Origin of the sequence: Streptomyces sp. NBC_00557, from assembly GCF_036345995.1 — a bacterium.
Taxonomy (GTDB): Bacteria; Actinomycetota; Actinomycetes; order Streptomycetales; family Streptomycetaceae; genus Streptomyces.
Genome location: NZ_CP107796.1, coordinates 6,658,398 through 6,680,388, shown reverse-complemented (window position 1 = coordinate 6,680,388; position 21,991 = coordinate 6,658,398). Strand labels below are relative to the sequence as shown.

At 70.9% G+C, this 21,991-nt stretch carries 16 protein-coding genes; 9 read left to right on the top strand and 7 right to left on the bottom strand.

Going from position 1 to position 21,991, the window contains the following annotated elements:
* Nucleotides 1-123: 123 nt before the first annotated feature.
* Nucleotides 124-426: a ferredoxin gene (locus tag OG956_RS29385; protein WP_330341024.1), complete on the top strand. Its 303-nt coding sequence runs from the start codon at nucleotides 124-126 to the stop codon at nucleotides 424-426.
* A 19-nt stretch (nucleotides 427-445) separates the two neighbouring features.
* Here OG956_RS29385 and OG956_RS29380 read toward each other — a convergent pair whose 3' ends face one another.
* The 3 genes from OG956_RS29380 to OG956_RS29370 all read right to left on the bottom strand — a co-directional run bounded on the left by OG956_RS29380 (nucleotide 446) and on the right by OG956_RS29370 (nucleotide 3,978).
* On the bottom strand, nucleotides 446-1,027 hold the full coding sequence (locus OG956_RS29380) for a hypothetical protein (protein WP_330341023.1): 582 nt from the start codon (nucleotides 1,025-1,027) through the stop codon (nucleotides 446-448).
* A gap of 244 nt (nucleotides 1,028-1,271) precedes the next feature.
* Nucleotides 1,272-2,174: a tRNA (adenine-N1)-methyltransferase gene (locus OG956_RS29375; protein WP_069781830.1), complete on the bottom strand. Its 903-nt coding sequence runs from the start codon at nucleotides 2,172-2,174 to the stop codon at nucleotides 1,272-1,274.
* Between the two features lie 55 nt (nucleotides 2,175-2,229).
* Nucleotides 2,230-3,978 (bottom strand): site-2 protease family protein, encoded by a 1,749-nt coding sequence (locus OG956_RS29370; protein WP_330341022.1) that lies wholly within the window; start codon nucleotides 3,976-3,978, stop codon nucleotides 2,230-2,232.
* Between the two features lie 511 nt (nucleotides 3,979-4,489).
* Here OG956_RS29370 and OG956_RS29365 point away from each other — a divergent pair.
* Nucleotides 4,490-5,560, top strand: a complete 1,071-nt coding sequence (locus tag OG956_RS29365) for a PD-(D/E)XK nuclease family protein (protein ID WP_443065698.1) — start codon at nucleotides 4,490-4,492, stop codon at nucleotides 5,558-5,560.
* Nucleotides 5,561-5,613: 53 nt separating this feature from the next.
* Complete coding sequence (locus OG956_RS29360) at nucleotides 5,614-6,285, top strand: response regulator (RefSeq protein ID WP_055703620.1); 672 nt, start codon at nucleotides 5,614-5,616, stop codon at nucleotides 6,283-6,285.
* Between the two features lie 86 nt (nucleotides 6,286-6,371).
* Here the strand turns inward: OG956_RS29360 and OG956_RS29355 are convergent, their stop codons facing one another.
* The 4 genes from OG956_RS29355 to metH all read right to left on the bottom strand — a co-directional run bounded on the left by OG956_RS29355 (nucleotide 6,372) and on the right by metH (nucleotide 14,494).
* Nucleotides 6,372-7,952, bottom strand: a complete 1,581-nt coding sequence (locus tag OG956_RS29355; protein WP_330341020.1) for an ABC transporter substrate-binding protein — start codon at nucleotides 7,950-7,952, stop codon at nucleotides 6,372-6,374.
* Between the two features lie 95 nt (nucleotides 7,953-8,047).
* Nucleotides 8,048-9,652 (bottom strand): ABC transporter substrate-binding protein, encoded by a 1,605-nt coding sequence (locus tag OG956_RS29350; protein WP_330341019.1) that lies wholly within the window; start codon nucleotides 9,650-9,652, stop codon nucleotides 8,048-8,050.
* Nucleotides 9,653-10,100: 448 nt separating this feature from the next.
* The gene (locus tag OG956_RS29345; RefSeq protein ID WP_330341018.1) at nucleotides 10,101-10,802 is read right to left on the bottom strand and encodes an HAD family hydrolase; all 702 of its coding nucleotides are present in this window, start codon (nucleotides 10,800-10,802) and stop codon (nucleotides 10,101-10,103) included.
* 176 nt (nucleotides 10,803-10,978) lie between these two features.
* Complete coding sequence (metH, locus tag OG956_RS29340; protein ID WP_330341017.1) at nucleotides 10,979-14,494, bottom strand: methionine synthase; 3,516 nt, start codon at nucleotides 14,492-14,494, stop codon at nucleotides 10,979-10,981.
* 295 nt (nucleotides 14,495-14,789) lie between these two features.
* On the opposite strand from metH, the gene OG956_RS29335 reads away from it, so the two are divergent.
* The 6 genes from OG956_RS29335 (at nucleotide 14,790) to OG956_RS29310 (ending at nucleotide 21,937) form a co-directional block, all read left to right on the top strand.
* Nucleotides 14,790-15,554 carry an IclR family transcriptional regulator gene (locus tag OG956_RS29335; RefSeq protein ID WP_330341016.1) on the top strand — a complete coding sequence of 255 codons (765 nt, stop codon included), beginning with the start codon at nucleotides 14,790-14,792 and terminating at the stop codon, nucleotides 15,552-15,554.
* Nucleotides 15,555-15,911: 357 nt separating this feature from the next.
* A complete protein-coding gene (locus tag OG956_RS29330) occupies nucleotides 15,912-16,706 on the top strand; it encodes an MIP/aquaporin family protein (protein ID WP_330341015.1) in 795 nt (264 codons plus the stop codon).
* A 64-nt stretch (nucleotides 16,707-16,770) separates the two neighbouring features.
* A complete protein-coding gene (gene glpK, locus OG956_RS29325; RefSeq protein WP_330341014.1) occupies nucleotides 16,771-18,309 on the top strand; it encodes a glycerol kinase GlpK in 1,539 nt (512 codons plus the stop codon).
* A gap of 41 nt (nucleotides 18,310-18,350) precedes the next feature.
* Nucleotides 18,351-19,967, top strand: coding sequence for a glycerol-3-phosphate dehydrogenase/oxidase (locus OG956_RS29320; RefSeq protein WP_330341013.1), 1,617 nt, complete (start codon nucleotides 18,351-18,353; stop codon nucleotides 19,965-19,967).
* A gap of 223 nt (nucleotides 19,968-20,190) precedes the next feature.
* Complete coding sequence (locus OG956_RS29315; protein ID WP_330341012.1) at nucleotides 20,191-20,862, top strand: FadR/GntR family transcriptional regulator; 672 nt, start codon at nucleotides 20,191-20,193, stop codon at nucleotides 20,860-20,862.
* Between the two features lie 163 nt (nucleotides 20,863-21,025).
* Nucleotides 21,026-21,937: a PAC2 family protein gene (locus tag OG956_RS29310; RefSeq protein ID WP_330341011.1), complete on the top strand. Its 912-nt coding sequence runs from the start codon at nucleotides 21,026-21,028 to the stop codon at nucleotides 21,935-21,937.
* The last annotated feature ends 54 nt before the right edge of the window (nucleotides 21,938-21,991 follow it).

The window sequence follows — 21,991 nt, the reverse complement described above, 5'->3', positions numbered from 1 at the left end:
TGCCGGTGAGGCGTGGGCGGCGGGCGGGCGGAGGTAGGGTCGGGGGTGTTCAACAGCCGCTGGTGCGGACCCGGCTGGCCCTTGCGGCGCCGGTTCCGCCCGGTGTTCCCGACGGCAGGAGAGGTGACCGTGCAGCAGGAGGCCCCGGGCGGGGAGGCGCTGGAGGTCTGGATCGACCAGGATCTGTGTACCGGCGACGGGATCTGCGCCCAGTACGCCCCTGAGGTGTTCGAGCTGGACATCGACGGGCTGGCCTATGTGAAGGGCGCGGACGAGGAGCTGTTGCAGGCTCCGGGTGCGACGGCGCCGGTGCCGCTGCCGTTGCTGGCGGATGTGGTGGACTCGGCGCGGGAGTGTCCCGGCGAGTGCATTCATGTGCGGCGGGTTTCGGACAGGGTCGAGGTGTACGGGCCCGACGCGGAGTGAGTCCGGGCCGGGCCCCGTTTCAGACGCTGTGGGTGCCGGCGGGTGGGGTGCGCAGGAACGCGGTGCCGTTCCAGTGCCAGGCGGTCGGGGTCTTCAGGTCGGGGCAGCAGTTGGGGACGGCGTCGGAGGAGTAGCCGAGGAGGGTGGCGGCGACCGTGCCGGCGCGCAGGGAGAAGCCGGTGACGGTGACCCGGTCCTTGGGGTCGACGAGCGTGGCGACGATGCGGGGTGCGCCGCTGTCGGCGGAGCGGGTGAGGACGTAGACGCCGTCGGGCGGGGTGCCCATGGTGGCGTCGCAGTGGACGACGGCGACGGTTTCCGGTCTGCCGTCCCCGTCGAGGTCTCCGGTGGCTTTCCTGGCGACCACGGCTTTCGTGGGTCCGCACTGCAGCGGGAAGTCGACGCCGGTGGTGCCGGGCGGTGCGGCGGCCGCGGGGGCGGTCCTTCGGTGGGTTTCGGTGTGCGTCTGGGCGGCCGTGGCCGATCCGGGCTGGACGACGGAGGACAGGGCGACGACGCCGGCGACGGCCGTGGCGGTGGCGACCCAGTGGATGGGCCGGGTCTGGGCGTGGGCGAGCTCCGGAACGGCGGATTGCTGCACTAGGAGTGTCTCCTGTGAGGGCTGTGCCGGTGGGGGTGGCCAGCATGGTGCCACACGTCACAGTGCGGGGGAACGGCGGGGTCGGAGGATTCCCGCAGGCGGGGCCCGCGCGCGTGGCGGGGGTTGGGGCCGTGGGGGGCGGGGATCCTGGTGCCGTGTCAACGCGCGGGCGCCGCGCCGGAGTTCCCGCCGGGGTGGGGGAACAGCGGCGCGGCGCCCATGGGTTGTGCCGGGTGCGGGTGGGTCAGCGGCCGGTGCCGCCGTCGGCGTTGGGGCCGGCGTAGTCCTCGCCGTAGGCGCCCTTGGCGGGGCGGCGGCGACGCATGGGGGGCTCGACGCCGTCGGCGAGGCGGCGGGCGGTGAGCAGGAAGCCGGTGTGGCCGATCATCCGGTGGTCCGGGCGGACGGCGAGGCCCTCGATGTGCCAGTTGCGGATCATGGTCTCCCAGGCGGTCGGCTCGTTGAAGCAGCCGATCTCCCGGATGGACTCCACGGTCCGGGCGAGCTGGGTGGTGGTGGCCACGTAGCAGCAGAGGATGCCGCCGGGGACGAGTGCCTTGGAGACGGCTTCCAGGCATTCCCAGGGGGCGAGCATGTCGAGGATGACGCGGTCGACGTCGGTGTCGGACAGGTTGTCCTGGAGGTCGCCGACGGTGAGCTGCCAGGCCGGGTGGGGGCCGCCGAAGTAGCGCTCCACGTTCTGCTTGGCGATCTCGGCGAAGTCCTCGCGGCGCTCGTAGGAGTGCAGCATGCCCTGGTCGCCGATGGCGCGCAGCAGGAAGCTGCTGAGCGAGCCGGAGCCGACGCCGGCCTCCACGACGCGCGCGCCGGGGAAGATGTCGGCGAAGGCGAGGATCTGCCCCGCGTCCTTCGGGTAGACGACGGCCGCCCCGCGGGGCATGGACAGGACGTAGTCGGGGAGCAGGGGGCGCAGCGCGAGGTAGGCGACGTTGCCGGTGGTGCGGACAACGCTGCCCTCGGGAGCGCCGATCAGTTCGTCGTGCGGGAAGGAACCCTTGTGGGTGTGGAAGTTCTTCCCGGCTTCGAGCGTGAACGTGTAGTGGCGACCCTTGGGGTCGGTCAGCTGTACCTGGTCCCCGACCTTGAAGGGCCCGCGCCTGCGGGCGGCACCGGTCGGTTCGGACATGTGACCAGCGTACCGGTTCCCCGCCGGGGGCTTGGCCGCGCTCCGGTGCGGCGGGCTATGAAGCCGGTCTTGCCATCGCCCTGACGAAGGCCCGCTCCACGTCTGCCGCTGACAGGACGCCGTAGATCTCGCCCGTCTCCTCGACGACCAGGTATTCGGTGGCGGGGGTGGCCCGCAGGACGTCGAGGAGTTCTTCTCCGGCGAGTTCCGCGGAGACGCGCATGCCCTCGGTGAGGTCCTGGGCGAGGCCGCTGACGGCGACCCAGGGGCGGCGGTGTTCGGGTACGCCGACGATGGCGGACTCGCGGACCAGGGAGACGGGGGTGCCGTGGGCGTCGACGACGACCAGGGCGCGGGCGCCGGCCGCGTTGGCCCGGCGCAGGGCCTCGGAGAGCGGGGTGTCGGTCTCCACGGGTACGGCGCGCCGGGTCAGGGTGCGGGCGCGCAGCTCGGGGAGGTGTTCGCGCAGGCGGGCCATGCGCAGGCTGTTGCCGGCGCCGGTCCAGATGATGGCGGCGAGGATGGCGGCGAGCAGGGCGTCGGTGACGGTGTCCATGCCGCCGGTGTCCGTGCTGCCGCCGCCGAGGGCGCCGGACTGGTTGAGCAGGGGCAGGCCGATGAGGACGGTGACGGCGAGGGCGCGGCCGACCCAGGCGGCGGCGACGGTGCCGCTCATGGGCCTGCCGGTGATCTTCCAGACGACGGCGCGGAGCATGCGGCCGCCGTCGAGGGGCAGGCCGGGCAGGAGGTTGAAGACCGCGACGATGAGGTTGGAGATCATCAGGCCGGCCAGCAGGACGCCGGGTACGGTGCCGGGCTCGACGGGTTTCATGGCGACGTAGAACAGGCCGGCCAGGACGAGGGAGAGCAGCGGGCCGACGAAGGCCAGGACGAACTCGCGGCCGGGGGTCTCGGCCTCCTTCTCGATCTCCGAGACGCCGCCGAAGAACTGCAGCTGGATGCGGCGGACCGGGAGCTTGAAGCGGATCGCGGCGACCGTGTGGGCCAGCTCGTGGACCAGGACGGAGGCGTAGAAGGCGACGGCGAAGAACAGGGAGACGAGGTAGCGGGCGGCGCCCAGCTCGGGCAGCACGCGGTCGAGCTGGCCGCCGAAGACCCAGGTGATCAGTGCGGCGACGAGGAACCAGCTGGGGGCGACGTACACAGGCACGCCGAAGGGCCGTCCCATGAGGATGCCGCCGCCGGGCTCCTTGGGCCGCGGCTGCGGCGGCTCGCCCTTGGCGATCCCGGAGTGGGCGAGGGACCGGTGCTCGTGCTGCTCGTCGCGCGGGGCGCCGGGAGCGTGACCCGGCCGGGAGGGGGTGCCGGGGGGCTGGGGGCGGCCGGCGTGCCCTTCGGCGCCCGCAGCATCGCCGGCGCCGCCGGTGCCGGGACCCTCGGGAGGGCCGGGCGGCGCTGCGGCGTCGGTACGGTCCTCGCTCGCGTCGGTGTCCGAGCCGGTGCCGGAGCCTGTGCTGTCCGTGCTGTCCGTGCGCTCCGGGGAGGCGGAGGCGGCCGAGGCGGTGTCCGAGCGAAGGCCGGCCGTGTCCTCCCCGGGCTCGGTGGCGTCCGGGGCGCCGGAGCCTGCGCTGCCGGGGGCCGTGCCGGGCTGCCGAGGGGGCGGGGCGTCCCCGCGGCCGGGCCGATCGGTCCGGGTGTCGTCCGTCTCGGCCCGGTGGTGGTCCGTGGGGGGCTGGGGCTCCGGGCCGGTGGGGTCGGTCGTCGGGGCCGTCGGACCCGCGGGGTGCTCGGCCGGCTTGTCGTTGCCGGACCGCGGCTGCCCGCTCCCGCCGCTCACGTCCACGGTGTCCCCTCGTTCGAAGCGTCTTCCGTACCTGCGGAACGGAAGGGTCTGTGGTCGATGGTATGCGGCCGTGGCGAGGTGTTCCGCCCCGGCACCCCTTGTGTTTGCCCCGTGGCCGCGCGGTCGAACACGGCGACGGCTGGGTCACTGTCAGTGGCGGGCCGTAAGGTCTGTGGTCATGGACAGCAGCATCGAGGACACGGAGGCCCGGTCGGGCGGCGCCGGGCAGACGGATCCGGACGGGGCGCCGCGACCGGCGCCCGTGACGGCTCCGGTGCCGGAGCCCTCGACGGCTGTGGCGACGCCCGCGGGGACCCCTGAGCCCGGCTCGGCGACGGCCACGGGGACCGCTGCCCCGGACCCGGCGACGGCCACTGGGACCGCTGCCCCGGACCCGGCGACAGCCACAGAAACCGCTCAGCAGGACTCGGTGACGGCCACAAGAAACACTCAGCCCGACTCGGTCACGGTCACAGGAACCGCCGCCCCGGACTCGGCGACGCCCGCGGGGATCCCTGAGCCCAGCTCAGCGACGGCCCCAGCAGACCTCGGGCCCGGCTCGGCGACACCCACGGGAACCCCTGACACCGGCTCGACCACGGCCACAGGGACCCCTGACCCCGGCTCGGCGACACCCGCAGCGCGCCCTGGTCCTCGCTCGACCACGGCCACAGCGTCTCCCGCACCCGGCTCGGCGAGAGCCACAGCGGCCCCCGAGTCCGGTTCGGTCGTGCCGGTCGCGGTGGAGGCCGGGGCCGGGCGGGTGGCCGTTGCGCCGACGTCGCTGTCCCCGTCGCGGGCGAGCGATTTCATGCAGTGTCCGCTGCTGTACCGGTTCCGGGTGATCGACCGGCTGCCGGAGAAGCCGAGCGCGGCGGCGACCCGGGGCACGCTGGTGCACGCGGTGCTGGAGCGGCTGTTCGACGCGCCGGCGGCGGAGCGGACCGCGCCGCGGGCGAAGGCGCTGATCCCGGGGCAGTGGGACCGGCTGCGGGAGAGCAGGCCGGAGGTGACGGAGCTGTTCGCCGACGATCCGGACGGCGAGCGGCTGGCCGGGTGGCTGGCGGAGGCCGAGCGGCTGGTCGAGCGCTGGTTCACGCTGGAGGATCCGACGCGGCTGGAGCCGGCCGAGCGGGAGCTGTTCGTGGAGGCCGAGCTGGAGTCGGGGCTGCGGCTGCGCGGGATCATCGACCGGGTGGACGTGGCGCCGACCGGTGAGGTCCGGATCGTCGACTACAAGACGGGCAAGGCGCCGCGGCCGGAGTACTCCGAGGGCGCGCTGTTCCAGATGAAGTTCTACGCCCTGGTGGTGTGGCGGCTGAAGCGGGTCGTGCCGCGGCGGCTGCAACTGGTGTATCTGGGCAGCGGGGACGTGGTGACGTACGACCCGGTGCTCGCCGATCTGGAGCGGGTGGAGCGCAAGCTGCACGCGCTGTGGGACGCCATCCGGCAGGCCACGGAGACCGGGGAGTGGCGGCCGCGGCCGACCAGGCTGTGCGGCTGGTGCGATCACCAGGCGCACTGCCCGGAGTTCGGCGGCACTCCCCCGCCGTATCCGCTGCCGGTGGCCGGGACCGGGTGAACCGGAAAACCCGGGCAGGGCAGAATGGGCCGCGACTAGCGAAGGAGTGTCACGTGGCCATCCGTGTCCTACTGGTCGACGACCAGCCCCTGCTGCGTACGGGTTTCCGGATGATCCTGGAGGCGGAGCAGGACATCGCGGTCGTGGGCGAGGCCGGTGACGGTCTGCAGGCCCTCGACCAGGTGCGGGCCCTGCAGCCGGACGTGGTGCTGATGGACATCCGTATGCCGCGGATGGACGGGGTGGAGGCGACCCGGCAGATCACCGGGCCGGGACGGGACGGTCCGGCGAAGGTCCTCGTGCTGACGACCTTCGATCTGGACGAGTACGTGGTGGAGGCGCTGCGCGCCGGGGCGAGCGGTTTCCTGCTGAAGGACGCGCCGGCGAACGAACTGGTGCAGGCGATCCGGGTGGTGGCGGCCGGTGAGGCGATGCTGGCGCCGAGCATCACGCGCCGGCTGCTGGACAAGTACGCCGGGCATCTGCCCTCCGGTGAGGAGCCGGTGCCGGACACGCTGAACACCCTCACCGACCGTGAGGTGGAGGTGCTGAAGCTGGTGGCGCGCGGGCTGTCGAACGCGGAGATCGCGGCCGATCTGTTCGTCAGCGAGACGACGGTGAAGACGCACGTGGGGCATGTGCTGACCAAGCTGGGCCTGCGGGACCGGGTGCAGGCGGCGGTGTACGCGTACGAGAGCGGTCTGGTGCGCCCCGGCGCGCAGTAGCGCGTACGACGGCGAAGGGCGCCCCTCCCGCGTGGAGAAGGGCGCCCTCGGTGTCTGTGGCGCCGGCGGTGCCGTGCCGGCGGGGGTCAGCTCTTGCTGAGTTCCCAGAACCGGAACACGGTGGAGGCGTCCAGGCAGTACTCCAGGCCGTAGACGCCGTCGTGGACGACCGCGTACTGCTTGGCCTGCCAGACGGGCAGGACGGGCAGGTCGGTGGCGACGATGTCCTGCAGCCGCGCGAAGTCCTTGTCGGTGGCGGCGCGGTCGCTCTGCGCGGCGGTGTCCGGGATGAGGGTGCCGCTGATGGTGGCGTTGCCGTAGTGGTTGTCCAGCACGTTGCCCTTGCCGAAGAACGGCGCGGTGAAGTTGTCGGGGTCCGGGTAGTCGGGCACCCAGCCCTTGACGTACACGCCGTACTTGCCGGCCGCGATGTCCTTCTCGTACTGGTCGAAGGGGACCGACTTGACGTCCGCGTCGAACAGGCCGCTGGCGTTGAGCTGGCCGGCGATGGCCTTGAGCTCGTCGTCGGTGGCGGGGCCGTAACGCGACGGCGTGGACCACAGGGTGAGCCTGACCTTGCCGGTGATGCCGGCGGCGCGCAGGGCGGCGGCGGCCTTGGCCCGGGAGGGGCGGGCGCCGTAGGTGTCGAAGAAGGCCGTGTTGTGGCCGGTGATACCCGCGGGGATGATCGAGTACAGCGGGGTGGCGGTGCCCTGGTAGACGTTCTTGATGAGGGCGTCGCGGTCGACGAGGTAGGCCATGGCCTTGCGGACGCCGAGCTTTCCGGCGACGGGGTCCTTCATGTTGAAGACCAGGTGCTGGACTTCGGCGCTGGTGCCCTCGATGACCTCGAGGCCCTTGTCGTCGCTCTGGTTCTCGATGCCGGCGATGTCGGAGGCGGTGAGGCCTCGGTAGGCGATGTCTACGTCGCCGCCGAGGAGAGCCTTCTTCAGGGCGGCGCGGTCGCCGTGGAAGAACTTCAGGGTGACGCCGGAGTTCTTGGCCTTGGCGGTGCCCTTGTAGTGGGCGTTGACGGAGAAGACGGCCTGGTCCTTGTCGAAGGAGTCCAGCTTGTAGGGGCCGGAGCCGATGGCCTTGTGGTCGGTGCGCAGGCTGTTCGCGGGGTACTGGCGGTGGTCGACGATGGAGCCGGCGCCGGAGGCTATCTTGCTGGGGAAGGTGGCGTCGGAGGTCTTCAGGTGGAAGACGACCGTCCTGGCGTCCGGGGTGTCGACGCTGCCGAGCATCGGGAACATGATCGCGGGCCCGGAGGGGTCGTTGATCTTCAGCATGCGGTCGAAGGAGAACTTCACGTCCTTCGAGGTGAGCGGGTCGCCGTTGCTGAACTTCAGGCCGTCCTTGAGCGTGCACCGGTAGACGGTGGCCCGGGAGTCGGTGAAGGTGCACCCGCTCGCCAGTTCCGGCTGGGGCTCGGTCGCACCCTTGGGGAAGCTGAGCAGCGACTGGAAGACGTTGTCGAACAACAGCCAGGAGCCCGGGTCGTAGCCGGAGGCGGGGTCCGTGGCGAGGACGTCGTCGGACATCCCCATCACCACGGAGGAGCCGGTGCCCCCGGAATCACCGGTCTGAGAGCCGCAGGCGGTCAACAGGCCGGAGGCCAGTACCGCCACGGCGGGCAGGACTGGCCACGTGTTGCGCTGGTTCACTTGCAGTGCCTTGTCGTCGGTTCGTCACCCCCGGGGCCGCCGTCCTGGCCCCGGGGAGTCCGGGCAGCCGTCGCCGGCCCCCCGCACGAGAGCCGTCAGCCGCTCACACCGCGGCCGAGCTCCCACAGCTGGAGCGTAGACGACGAGTTGAGGGCGTAGGAGACGCCCGTGATGTCGTCGCGTGCGGCGACGTACTGCTTGCCCTGCCACAGCGGCAGGACCGGGACGTCGTCGGCGACGATGTCCTGGATCGCGGTCAGGCTCTTGGCGGCGTTGAGCCGGTCGGCCTCGCGTCGGGACGCCGGGATCAGCGTGCGCTGGATGGTGGTGTTGGAGTACGGCGAGCCGAGGAAGTTGTCCTTGTCGAGGAAGGGCGCGAGGAAGTTGTCGGCGTCGGGGAAGTCGGGGAACCAGCCCATGCCGTAGACGTCGTAGCGGCCCTTCTGCTCGGCGGGGCGGAAGGCGGCCCAGGGGTGGCCCTGGATGGAGGCGTCGAACAGGCCGCTGTCGTTGAGCTGCTTCTGCAGGATCTGGAACTCCTGCTTGGTGGCCGAGCCGTAGTGGTCGGTGGTGTAGTGCAGGGTCAGCTTGACCGGGGTGCTGATGCCGGCCTTGGTCAGCAGGTCCCTGGCCTTGGCGAGGCTGGGGTTGCCGTACTTGTTGAAGAACGAGTTGGAGTGGCCCGTGACGGTGGCGGGCACGAGCGAGTACAGCGGCTCGGCCTGGGTGCCGTAGACCTTGGAGACGAGTTCCGCGCGGTCGATGAGCTGGGCCATGGCCTGGCGTACGGCCTTGGACTTGACGCTGGGCGCGTTGGTGTCGAAGGCGAGGTAGCGGATCTCCAGGCCCGGCATGTCGACGAGGTCGACCTTGTCGTCGTTGCCGGCGTCCAGCTTCTGGATCTGGGCGGGCGACATGGTGCGGGTCATGACGTCGATGTCGCCCTTGTCGATGGCGGCGCCCATGGCCGCGGCGTCGGGGAAGGACCGCAGTTCCACCTTGTTGTTGTTCACCTTCACGGCGCCCTTGTAGTAGGGGTTCTTGGTGAAGGTGGCGGTGGTGACGGTGTTGCCGCTGACGTCGGCGTGGAAGGTGTAGGGGCCGGAGCCGTCGACCTCGAAGCCGTCGCGGAGCTTGTCCTTCTCGTAGTCCTTCGGGTTGACGATGCCCGCGACCGGGGTGGACAGCTTGTACGGGAACGTGGCGTCGGCGGTCTTCAGGTGGAAGATGACCTCGCGGTCGCCCTGGGTCTCGATGGTGTCGATGGTGTTCAGCAGGGAGGACACACCACTGCTGGCCTTGATGCGCAGGGCGCGCTCGATGGAGTACTTGACGTCCTGTGCGGTGACCGGGTCGCCGCTGGCGAACTTCAGGCCGTCGCGCAGCTTGCAGGCGTAGCGCTCGCTGCCGCTGTCGGTGAAGGAGCAGCTCTCGGCGGCGTCGGGGACGGGGTCGCCCTCTCCCTTGGGCTGGGCCATCAGGGTCTGCACGGTCTGGCGCAGGATGTTCCAGGTGCCGACGTCGTAGGCGTAGGCCGGGTCGATGGGCGCCGGGGCGTCCTTGGTGGCCGTGAACTGGTCCGTGGTGCCGACGACGATGGCGTCCGAGCTCTTGCTCCCGCTGTCGGATGTGCCGCACGCGGCGAGAACCGGGGTGAGCAGGCCGGCGACCGCCGGCAGCACCAAAGTCTTGCGGTTCATGCGGGAGTTTCTCCAGAGCTGTTCGGGTCCGTGTATCCGCCATGCATGGGTGTGTGCCGCGGATCACGGGGGTTGCGGTGATGTTCTCGCGATGAGATTAGTCCGCGCCCGCAGCAGGGCTCACGGCTACGTGAGTTGACCCCCCATCACGCAGTGAAACCGGTTGCGGACACACCGAAAACCCGACAGCGGCATGATTAGTGCAGCGTTCCATCAATCGGGACACAAAGACCCGCCGTTCCGGGCCGAACGGGGGCGTTCAGCACACCCGGCCGGGCTTGTCGAGGGCCGCCGGGGTGGGGAACCTCACATTCCCAACTGTGCGGGGACCCGGTGGAATTCAGGCCGGACGACCGTCTGTGAATTCCCCTTGCGGGTACTTCCCCGGAAATGTGTCCCACTGGGCCGATGAGCCCTGGCCAATGGCCTTTTCACGCTGGGTGAACGGCTAGACCGTCTGCGCCATCAGACCGCGGAGAAATGCCAGGTCGACCTCTTCCAGCGAACTGACCACGGTGCGTCCTGCGGAGGGGCCGATGGGGGCGATGGAGGGGACGGCGACGACGCGGCAGCCGGCGGCCTCCGCGGCGGCGACGCCGGTCGCGGTGTCCTCGACGACCGCGCATCTGTCCGGCCGGGCGCCGAGTCCGGCCGCGGCCAGCAGGTAGGGGTCGGGGAAGGGCTTGGTGCGGGAGACCTCGTCGCCGGCGATGGACAGGGCGAAGTGGTGCGGGCCCAGCACCTTCAGCACACGGTCGATGATGCGGCGGTGGGAGGCGGAGACCAGGGCGGTGGGGATGGCGTGCTCGTGAAGCTCGGCGAGGAGCCGGGCGGCGCCCGGCATCAGCGGCAGCCCGCGGTCGATGCGGTCCTCGAAGCCCTCGTTGAGCAGCACGGTGAGCTCGGCGAGGGTGATGTCGGCGCCGGTGGCCTCGATGAGGAAGCCGGCGCTGCGGGTCATGGGGCCGCCGACCACGACGTGCCGCCAGGAGTCGTCCAGGGTGTGGCCGAGGGAGGCGAAGACCTCGACCTCGACGTCCCACCAGAATCCCTCGGTGTCCACCAGGGTGCCGTCCATGTCGAGGAGCACGGCCTGCAGGGCTGAGCCTTCGGCCGTACGGGTTCCGAGCGCGGGAACCGTGCTGGTCATCCGGCGCACCTCCTTGAGGGACGAGCAGGCCGGTTCCCGGACAGGGAACCGGCCAGCAGTGGACCGACCAGTGTACGACGCCGGCGACGGAAACGCCTCGTTTGCCACTCGCGCACGGGGGTATGCCGAAAATCACCCTCTGCGCAGGCCAGGGGGCCGTCGTCATGCCCCCGCACTCACCTGGCGTTGAAGTACTTCGCCTCCGGGTGATGGATGACGATGGCGTCCGTGGACTGTTCGGGATGCAGCTGGAACTCCTCGGACAGGTGGACGCCGATCCGCTCCGGGCCCAGCAGTTCCGCGATCTTGGCGCGGTCCTCCAGGTCGGGGCAGGCGCCGTAGCCGAGGGAGAAGCGGGCGCCCCGGTACTTCAGCGCGAACATGTCCTCGATGTCGGCCGGGTCCTCACCGGCGAAGCCGAGTTCGGCGCGGACGCGTGCGTGCCAGTACTCGGCGAGCGCCTCGGCCAGCTGCACGGACAGGCCGTGCAGTTCGAGGTAGTCGCGGTAGGAGTTGGCCGCGAAGAGCTTCGCGGTCTCCTCGCCGATGCGGGAGCCGATGGTGACGACCTGGAGGCCGACGACGTCGGTCTCGCCGGACTCCTCCGGGCGGAAGAAGTCGGCCAGGCACAGCCGGCGGCCGCGTCGCTGGCGCGGGAAGGTGAACCGGGTGCGCTCGTTGCCCTGCTCGTCCAGGATGATCAGGTCGTCGTCCTTGGAGACGCAGGGGAAGTAGCCGTAGACGACCGCTGCTTCCAGCAGGTTCTCCGTCTGGAGCCGGTCGAGGAGGCCGCGCAGCCGGGGGCGGCCCTCGGTCTCCACCAGTTCCTCGTACGACGGCCCCTCGCCGGTGCGGGCCTGCTTCAGCCCCCACTGGCCCTTGAACAGGGCGCCTTCGTCGAGCCAGCTCGCGTACTCCTTGAGCTGGATGCCCTTGACGATCCGGGTGCCCCAGAACGGCGGGGTGGGCACGGGGTTGTCGGTGGCGACGTCGGAGCGGACGTGCCCCTCCTCGGGGCGTTCCTCGGTCTCGACGGCGGGGGTGGCCCGTACCCGGCGCGGGCGCAGCTCGGGCAGCTTGGCGCCGGGCACGCCGCGCTTGACGCCGATGAGGGCGTCCATCAGGCGCAGGCCCTCGAAGGCGTCGCGGGCGTAGCGGACCTCGCCCTCGTAGATCTCGTGCAGGTCCTGCTCGACGTAGGCGCGGGTGAGGGCGGCGCCGCCGAGGATCACCGGGAAGCGGGCGGCGAGGCCGCGCTGGTTGAGCTCCTCCAGGTTCTCCTTCATGATCACCGTGGACTTCACCAGCAGGCCGGACATGCCGATCACGTCGGCCCGGTGCTCCTCGGCGGCCTCCAGGATGGCGGAGACCGGCTGCTTGATGCCCAGGTTGACCACGTTGTAGCCGTTGTTGGACAGGATGATGTCGACGAGGTTCTTGCCGATGTCGTGGACGTCGCCGCGCACGGTGGCCAGCACGATGGTGCCCTTGCCCTCGGCGTCGGACTTCTCCATGTGCGGTTCGAGGTAGGCGACGGCGGCCTTCATGACCTCGGCGGACTGCAGGACGAACGGCAGCTGCATCTGGCCGGAGCCGAACAGGTCGCCGACGACCTTCATGCCGTCCAGCAGGGTGTCGTTGACGATGTCCAGGGCCGGGCGGTCCTTCAGGGCCTCGTCCAGGTCCTGCTCCAGGCCGTTGCGCTCGCCGTCGATGATGCGCCGCTTGAGGCGCTCCTCGAGCGGGAGGGCGGCCAGTTCCTCGGCCTTGCCCGCCTTCAGGGACTTGGCGGTGGCGCCCTCGAAGAGCTGCATCAGCTTCTGCAGGGGGTCGTAGCCCTCGCGGCGGCGGTCGTAGATGAGGTCGAGGGCGGTGGTGACCTCCTCCTCGCTGAACCGGGCGATCGGCAGGATCTTGGAGGCGTGCACGATCGCCGAGTCCAGGCCGGCCTTGACGCACTCGTCGAGGAAGACGGAGTTCAGCAGGATGCGGGCGGCCGGGTTGAGGCCGAAGGAGATGTTGGACAGGCCGAGGGTGGTCTGGACGGCCGGGTGGCGCTTCTTCAGCTCGCGGATCGCCTCGATGGTGGCGAGTCCGTCCTTGCGGGACTCCTCCTGACCGGTGCAGATGGTGAAGGTCAGGGTGTCGATGAGGATGTCCTCCTCGCGGATGCCCCAGTTCCCGGTGAGGTCGGCGATGAGCCGCTCGGCGATCTCGACCTTCTTCTCGGGGGTGCGGGCCTGGCCCTCCTCGTCGATGGTGAGCGCGATCAGGGCGGCGCCGTGCTCCTTGGCCAGGGCCGTGACCCTGGCGAAGCGGGAGTCGGGGCCGTCGCCGTCCTCGTAGTTCACCGAGTTGATCACCGCGCGGCCGCCGAGCTTCTCCAGGCCCGCCCGGATGACGTCGACCTCGGTGGAGTCCAGCACGATCGGCAGGGTGGAGGCGGTGGCGAAGCGGCCGGCGAGTTCCTCCATGTCGGCGACGCCGTCGCGGCCGACGTAGTCCACGCACAGGTCGAGCATGTGCGCGCCCTCGCGGATCTGCTCGCGCGCCATCTCCACGCAGTCGTCCCAGCGGCCCTGAAGCATGGCCTCGCGGAACTTCTTGGAGCCGTTGGCGTTGGTGCGCTCGCCGATGGCCAGGTAGGAGGTGTCCTGGCGGAAGGGGACGCTCTGGTAGAGGGAGGCGGCGCCCGGTTCGGGCCGCGGGTGGCGCTCGGGCGGGGTGAGGCCCTGGACGCGCTCGACGACCTGGCGCAGGTGCTCGGGCGTCGTGCCGCAGCAGCCGCCGACGAGGGACAGGCCGTACTCGCGGACGAAGGTCTCCTGGGCGTCGGCCAGCTCGGGCGCGGTCAGCGGGTAGTGGGCGCCGTCCTTGCCGAGGACGGGCAGGCCCGCGTTGGGCATGCAGGACAGCGGGATGCGGGCGTTGCGCGCGAGGTAGCGCAGGTGCTCGCTCATCTCGGCCGGGCCGGTGGCGCAGTTCAGGCCGATCATGTCGATGCCGAGCGGTTCCAGCGCGGTGAGCGCGGCGCCGATCTCGGAGCCGAGGAGCATGGTGCCGGTGGTCTCCACGGTCACGGAGACGATCACCGGGAGGTCGAGACCGAGGGCGTCGAGGGCGCGGCGGGCGCCGAGGACGGCGGCCTTGGTCTGCAGCAGGTCCTGGGTGGTCTCGACGAGCAGGGCGTCGGCGCCGCCGGTGACCAGGCCCTCGGCGTTGCGCTGGTAGGCGTCGCGCAGGGTGGTGTAGGGGGCGTGGCCGAGGGTGGGCAGCTTGGTGCCGGGGCCCATGGAGCCCAGCACCCAGCGCTGGCGGCCGTCCCGTTCGGTGAACTCGTCGGCGACCTCGCGGGCGACCCGGGCGCCGGCCTCGGACAGCTCGTGGACGCGCTCGGAGATGTCGTACTCGCCGAGGGCGGAGTGGTTGGCCCCGAAGGTGTTGGTCTCGACGCAGTCGACGCCCACGGCGAAGTACGCCTCGTGGACGGAGCGGACGATGTCGGGGCGGGTGAGGTTGAGGATCTCGTTGCAGCCCTCGAGCTGCTGGAAGTCCTCGAGGGTGGGTTCCTGCGCCTGGAGCATGGTGCCCATGGCTCCGTCGGCGACCACCACGCGGGTGGCGAGCGCCTCTCGGAGCGCGGACGCACGGGTCCGGCTGTCGGCGGAAGGGGACGGTGGCGACGAGGCCATGAAGGGGCTCCCTAGATGCGACGGCTGTCGGCTATGCGGCGCCCCCGGGCACGTTTCCTGGCGGGCGGGGATGCCGCACGGCGTCAGCGTAACCGGGAGTCGGCTTGGATGGGCAGCGGCGTCCACGACGCGGACGCGGGTGACCCTGGCGCCACGGCCGGGTCACGGGTGATGTAACAGGTGCCGACCGACCATTAGCGGGAGGTCGGCATGGACCGGTAGTGTTCGACATTGCCGAACGGCGTGAAACCGAAGCGCCGGTACGGCAGTCGAAGGGGACGGAGGCAGGACGGCGATGGCACGGAACATCCAGTCGCTCGAACGGGCGGCCGCGATGCTGCGGCTGCTCGCGGGCGGCGAGCGGCGGCTCGGTCTGTCGGACATCGCCTCCTCGCTGGGCCTCGCCAAGGGGACCGCCCACGGCATCCTGCGCACCCTCCAGCAGGAGGGGTTCGTGGAGCAGGACGACGCCTCCGGGCGCTACCAGCTGGGCGCGGAGCTGCTGCGCCTGGGCACCACGTACCTGGACGTGCACGAGCTGCGGGCGCGGGCGCTGGTGTGGACGGACGACCTGGCCCGCTCCAGCGGGGAGAGCGTCTACCTGGGGGTGGTGCACCAGCAGGGCGTGCTGATCGTGCACCACGTCTTCCGGCCGGACGACAGCCGGCAGGTGCTGGAGATCGGCGCGATGCAGCCGCTGCACTCCACGGCACTGGGCAAGGTGCTCTCGGCCTACGACCCGGTGGCGCACAGCGAGGCGCTGGAGTCGGACCGCAAGCCGTTCACGGACCGCACGGTGTGCGACCCCGAGGAGTTCGAGCACCTGCTGGACCTCACGCGCGCCCGGGGCTACGCCGCCGACATCGAGGAGACCTGGGAGGGCGTGGCGTCCGTCGCGGCCCCCATCCACGACCGGCGCCGCATGCCGGTGGGCGCGGTGGGCATCACGGGCGCGGTGGAACGGCTGTGCCGGGACGGGCAGCTGCGCCCCGAGCTGATCGCGGCCGTGCGCGACTGCGCCCGCGCAGTCTCCAGGGACCTCGGCGCGGGCCGGTTCTGAGCGGTCCCCGGAGGGCCCGGGACCTGCTGCGGTACGACCGGAACGCCGGGCGGCGTTCCGGTTCTCGCCCTACCCTGATGTGGACAAAATGGGCTAAATGCCATGTCAAGGGGCGAAGAGTGATAACCGCCGACGATCAATAACGATCCTGTTTTCGATAACAGAACCCTTGACTCCTGCGTGAGGCCGAAGCGAGACTCCCGTCCATCGGTCGGCATTGTCGAACACCTAACGGCAATAAGCGCTAGAGTGTGACAACGCCAAGGGCCGGCATCGCTCTCACCCCCCGAGGGCGCCAGAACCACCGGAGGGACCCGGGGTTCGGCTACCCCTGGACGAAGGACAAAGGAGTCGCGGGTGTCCAGCTCCGACATCTTCATCGGCGAGACCATCGGTACCGCCATACTCATCCTGCTCGGCGGCGGCGTCTGCGCGGCCGTCACGCTGAAGGCCTCCAAGGCCCGTAACGCCGGCTGGCTCGCCATCGCCTTCGGGTGGGGCTTCGCCGTCATGACGGCCGTCTACATCTCAGGACCGCTCTCCGGCGCACATCTCAACCCCGCCGTCACCGTCGCCCTGGCGATCAAGAACAACGACTGGAGCAACGTCCCGGTCTATCTCGCCGGCCAGCTGCTCGGCGCGATGATCGGCGCGGCCCTGGTGTGGGTCGCCTACTACGGCCAGTTCCACGCCCACCTCACCGACAAGGAGATCGTCGGCGGTCCCGGCGCGCAGGCCACCACGGCCAAGGCGGTCGAGGCCCAGGAGAAGGGCGCGGGGCCGGTCCTCGGCATCTTCTCCACCGGTCCGGAGATCCGGAACGCGGCGCAGAACCTGGCCACCGAGATCATCGGCACGACCGTGCTGATCCTCGCGGTCCTCACGCAGGGCCTGAACGACAAGGGCAACGGCCTCGGCATCCTGGGCGGTCTGATCACCGCGTTCGTGGTGGTCTCGATCGGCCTCTCGCTGGGCGGCCCGACGGGCTACGCGATCAACCCGGCCCGCGACCTGGGCCCGCGCATCGTGCACGCCCTGCTGCCCCTGCCCAACAAGGGGGGGTCCGACTGGTCGTACGCCTGGATCCCGGTCGTCGGTCCGCTGATCGGCGGCGCCATCGCGGCAGGCATATACAACGTCGCGTTCGCCTGAGCCCGACCGCGAAGCTCGCGCCGTACGACATGCCTCTTCACTACGGATCTTTCAGGAGCACACAGTGACCGACGCCCACACCGCAGGCCCCTTCATCGCCGCGATCGACCAGGGCACCACCTCCTCGCGCTGCATCGTCTTCGACCGGGACGGCCGTATCGTCTCCGTCGACCAGAAGGAGCACGAGCAGATCTTCCCGAAGCCGGGCTGGGTCGAGCACAACGCGAACGAGATCTGGACCAACGTCCAGGAAGTCGTCGCCGGTGCCGTCGCGAAGGCCGGCATCACCCGTGACGACATCAAGGCCATCGGCATCACCAACCAGCGCGAGACCACCGTGCTGTGGGACAAGAACACCGGTGAGCCCGTCCACAACGCCATCGTCTGGCAGGACACCCGCACCGACGCGCTCTGCAAGGAGCTGGGCCGCAACGTCGGCCAGGACCGCTTCCGCCGCGAGACCGGCCTGCCGCTGGCCTCGTACTTCGCCGGGCCCAAGGCCCGCTGGCTGCTCGACAACGTCGACGGCCTCAAGGAGCGCGCCGAAGCGGGGGACATCCTCTTCGGCACCATGGACACCTGGGTCATCTGGAACCTGACCGGCGGTGTCAACGGCGGCAAGCACGTCACCGACGTCACCAACGCCTCCCGCACCCTTCTCATGAACCTGCACACCACGCAGTGGGACGAGAAGATCTGCGAGTCCATCGGCGTGCCGATGCAGATCCTGCCCGAGATCCGCTCCTCCGCCGAGGTCTACGGCGAGGTCACCGGCGGCAAGCTCGGCGACCTGCTCGGCGGCATCCCGGTCGCCTCCGCGCTCGGCGACCAGCAGGCGGCCCTGTTCGGCCAGACCTGCTTCTCCGAGGGCGAGACCAAGTCCACCTACGGCACCGGCACCTTCATGGTGATGAACACCGGTGACAAGATCATCAACTCCTACGCCGGTCTGCTGACCACCGTCGGCTACAAGATCGGCGATCAGCCGACGGTCTACGCCCTGGAGGGCTCGATCGCCGTCACGGGCTCCCTGGTGCAGTGGATGCGCGACCAGATGGGCCTGATCTCCACCGCCGCCGAGATCGAGACGCTCGCGCTCTCGGTCGAGGACAACGGCGGCGCCTACTTCGTCCCGGCGTTCTCCGGCCTGTTCGCCCCGCACTGGCGCTCCGACGCCCGCGGTGTGATCGCCGGCCTGACCCGGTACGTCACCAAGGCCCACCTGGCGCGCGCCGTCCTGGAGGCCACCGCCTGGCAGACCCGGGAGATCGCCGACGCGATGGTGAAGGACTCCGGCGACGAGCTGGTGGCCCTCAAGGTCGACGGCGGCATGACCGCCAACAACCTGCTGATGCAGACGCTCGCCGACGTCCTGGACGCGCCCGTGGTGCGCCCGATGGTCGCCGAGACCACCTGCCTCGGCGCCGCCTACGCCGCCGGCCTCGCCGTCGGCTTCTGGTCCAGCACCGACGAACTGCGCGCCAACTGGCGCCGGGCCGCCGAATGGACCCCCCGCATGGACGCGGAGACCCGCGACCGTGAGTACAAGAACTGGCTCAAGGCCGTCGAGCGGACCATGGGCTGGATCGAGGACGAGAGCTGAGCTGCCCGCGAGACAGCTCTGACGAGGAGTAAGTACCCGACATGACCAGTCAGTCCACCCTGAGTTCCGTGCCTGCCCTGGGGACGCACCCGGCCTCCGGCTCCAACCCGAGCCGGGCCGAGACCAGGGAGCAGCTCTCCAAGGCGTCGTACGACCTTCTGGTGATCGGCGGCGGCATCCTGGGCATCTCCACCGCCTGGCACGCCGCGCAGTCCGGCCTGAGGGTGGCTCTGGTCGACGCCGGCGACTTCGCCGGCGCCACCTCCTCCGCCTCCTCCAAGCTGCTCCACGGCGGTCTGCGCTATCTGCAGACCGGCGCGGTGAAGCTGGTGGCGGAGAACCACTTCGAGCGCCGTGCGGTCTCCCGCCAGGTGGCCCCCCACCTGGCGAACCCCCTCACCTTCTACCTTCCGGTGTACAAGGGCGGGCCGCACGGCGCGGCGAAGCTCGGCGCGGGCGTCTTCGCCTACTCCGCGCTCTCCGCGTTCGGCGACGGCGTGGGCCACCTGCTCTCCCCCGCCAAGGCGGCGCAGGACGTGCCCGAGCTGCGCACCGAGAACCTCAAGGCCGTGGCCGTGTACGGCGACGACCAGATGAACGACGCGCGCATGGCGCTGATGACGGTCCGCGCGGCCGTCGAGGCGGGCGCGGTCGTGCTGAACCACGCCGAGGTCACCGGCCTGCGCTTCACGCGGGGCCGGGTCACCGGCGCCGAGCTGAAGGACCGCCTGTCCGGCGACGAGTTCGGCGTCGACGCCCGTCTGGTGCTGAACGCGACCGGCCCCTGGGTCGACCACCTGCGGAAGATGGAGTACCCGAACGCGGCGCCGTCCATCCGCCTGTCCAAGGGCGCCCATCTGGTGCTGAAGCGGACCTCCCCGTGGAAGGCCGCGCTCGCGACGCCCATCGACAAGTACCGCATCACCTTCGCCCTCCCCTGGGAGGACATGCTGCTGCTCGGCACCACCGACGAGGAGTACGAGGGCGACCCGGCAGACGTGTCCGTCACCGACAAGGACATAGCGCAGATCCTGGACGAGGCCGCGTTCTCCGTCCGCGACCAGCAGCTCCAGCGGGACCTGATCACGTACGCGTTCGCCGGTCTGCGGGTGCTGCCGGGCGGTCCCGGCGACACCGCGAAGGCCAAGCGGGAGACCGTGGTGACCGAGGGCAAGGGCGGCATGCTGTCCGTCGCCGGCGGCAAGTGGACCACGTTCCGGCACATCGGCCGTACGATCATGAAGAAGCTGGAGTCGCTGCCCGGTCAGCCGCTCGGCGACGACTTCGAGCCGATCTCCTCGCTGCCGAAGAAGCTGCCGCTGCCCGGCATCGCCAACCCGCGCGCGGTCGCCCACCGGCTGCTCACCGACCGCCCGGCGCCCGGGCCGCGCATGGCCGCCGACACCGCCAGGCACCTGGCCACCCACTACGGCTCGCTGGCCTTCGACATCGCCCGCCTGGCGAACGAGAACCCCGAACTGGCCGAGCGGGTGCACCCCGACGCGCCGGAGATCTGGGCGCAGGTCGTGTGGGCCCGCGACCACGAGTGGGCCGAGACGCCGGACGACGTGCTGCGCCGCAGGACGACGCTGACCATCCGCGGCCTGGCCACGGACGAGGTCAGGGCAAAGGTCCAGGACCTGCTCGACAAGAAGTAGGCCTCGGCGGCGGCCGGTCCGCCCTCCCCGACCGGGACCGGCCGCCACCGAGACGCCGGACCCCGCCGCACCGGGTCCGGACCGACGAGAGGGGCGGCTCCCGCCGATGGAGCCGCCCCTCTCTCCTGCCCGGAGCGGGAGGGCGCGGGCAGGGAATCGCCCTTCCGCGCGGCCCGCATAATGTGCTCGGACATCCGATGTCTGAGCCACTGGGAGGCCGGTCATGGCAGTCACCGACGAGGCGATCGAGAAGATCAAGGGCATGATCGTCTCCGGTGCGCTGCGGCCCGGCGACCGGCTGCCCAAGGAGAGCGAACTCGCCGCCGAGCTGGGGCTGTCGCGCAACTCGCTGCGGGAGGCCGTACGGGCGCTGTCGCTGATCCGGATCCTGGACGTGCGGCAGGGCGACGGCACCTATGTCACCAGCCTCGACCCGCAGTTGCTGCTGGAGGCGCTGAGCTTCGTCGTGGACTTCCACCGCGACGACACCGTGCTGGAGTTCCTCGCGGTGCGCCGCATCCTGGAGCCGGCCGCGACGGCGATGGCAGCCGTGCGGATCGGCGAGGACGAACTGGACGCGCTGACCGCCCAGTTGGACGCCCTCGGTGAGGACCCGTCGGTGGAGGAACTGGTCGCCGCCGACCTTCGGTTCCATCGCGGCATCGTGCGCGGCGCCGGCAACTCGGTGCTGTGCTCGCTGCTCGACGGGCTGTCGGGCCCGACGACGCGGGCCCGGATCTGGCGGGGCCTCACCCAGGAGGACGCGGTCGGCCGCACCCTGCGCGAGCACCGGGCGATCCTGGCGGCGCTGCGCGACCGGGACGCCGAGGCGGCCCGCTCCTGGGCGACCGTGCACATCGCGAGCGTGGAGCAGTGGCTGCGGTCCACGCTGTGAGCTGGGCCGGGGCGAGGCCGGGCGGATCGTCCCGCGGGGTGTTCCGGCCTGGCGAACGGGGCAGTGATCCGGTCACTCCCCCACGCACGGGGGCTGCGGGCGCCCCCGCCGGACGCCGTAAGGTTGGTGAGTCAAGCGAGGGCACGTCGGAAGGAGGCACTGGGTGATCGAGCTGGAGGGGGTTCCCGAGCTGATCGACCCAGTCATGGTGGCCGCGTTCGAGGGCTGGAACGATGCCGGCGACGCCGCCTCCACGGCGGTCGCGCATCTGGAACGCGAATGGAAGGGCGAGGTGTTCGCGGCGCTGGACGCCGAGGACTACTACGACTTCCAGGTGAACCGGCCCACGGTGTTCATGGACGCCGGTGTGCGCAAGATCACCTGGCCGACGACCAGGTTGTCGGTCGTGCGGGTCGGCGGCGAGAAGCCGCGCGACCTGGTGCTGGTCCGCGGCATCGAGCCGTCCATGCGCTGGCGTTCGTTCTGCAACGAGCTGCTCGGCTTCGCGCACGAGCTGGGCGTGGAGCTGGTGGTCATCCTCGGCGCTCTGCTCGGCGACACCCCGCACACGCGTCCCGTGCCGGTCAGCGGGGTGACGTCCGACCCGGACCTGGCCCGCCGCATGGACCTGGAGGAGACCAAGTACGAGGGCCCGACCGGCATCGTCGGCGTCCTGCAGGAGGCGTGCACGCACGCCGGCGTCCCGGCGGTGTCGCTGTGGGCGGCCGTGCCGCACTACGTCTCCCAGCCGCCCAACCCGAAGGCCACACTGGCGCTGCTCAACCGCCTGGAGGACCTGCTGGACCTGCGCATCCCGCAGGGCGAGCTGCCGGAGGACGCGCGCGCCTGGCAGGTGGGGGTGGACCAGCTGGCCGCGGAGGACAGCGAGGTCGCCGAGTACGTGCAGACCCTGGAGGAGGCCCGGGACACCGCGGAGCTGCCGGAGGCGTCGGGTGAGGCGATCGCCCGCGAGTTCGAGCGGTATCTGCGGCGGCGGGACGTCAGCCCTCCGGGCGGTAAGCCGCGTCCTGCCCCCGGCGGTTCCAAGGACGACGAGGACGACACCGAGGACTGAGCGGCCGAGGCACGAAGAAGGGGCGTTTCCCGGTGCCGGGAAACGCCCCTTCTT

What these genes read in the sequence shown, in the direction of transcription:
- OG956_RS29375 (WP_069781830.1), bottom strand. Translation starts at nt 2,174, where the DNA reads ATGTCCGAACCGACCGGTGCCGCCCGCAGGCGCGGGCCCTTCAAGGTC.
- OG956_RS29350 (WP_330341019.1), bottom strand. Translation starts at nt 9,652, where the DNA reads ATGAACCGCAAGACTTTGGTGCTGCCGGCGGTCGCCGGCCTGCTCACC.
- OG956_RS29345 (WP_330341018.1), bottom strand. Translation starts at nt 10,802, where the DNA reads ATGACCAGCACGGTTCCCGCGCTCGGAACCCGTACGGCCGAAGGCTCA.
- metH (WP_330341017.1), bottom strand. Translation starts at nt 14,494, where the DNA reads ATGGCCTCGTCGCCACCGTCCCCTTCCGCCGACAGCCGGACCCGTGCG.
- OG956_RS29335 (WP_330341016.1), top strand. Translation starts at nt 14,790, where the DNA reads ATGGCACGGAACATCCAGTCGCTCGAACGGGCGGCCGCGATGCTGCGG.
- OG956_RS29320 (WP_330341013.1), top strand. Translation starts at nt 18,351, where the DNA reads ATGACCAGTCAGTCCACCCTGAGTTCCGTGCCTGCCCTGGGGACGCAC.
- OG956_RS29315 (WP_330341012.1), top strand. Translation starts at nt 20,191, where the DNA reads ATGGCAGTCACCGACGAGGCGATCGAGAAGATCAAGGGCATGATCGTC.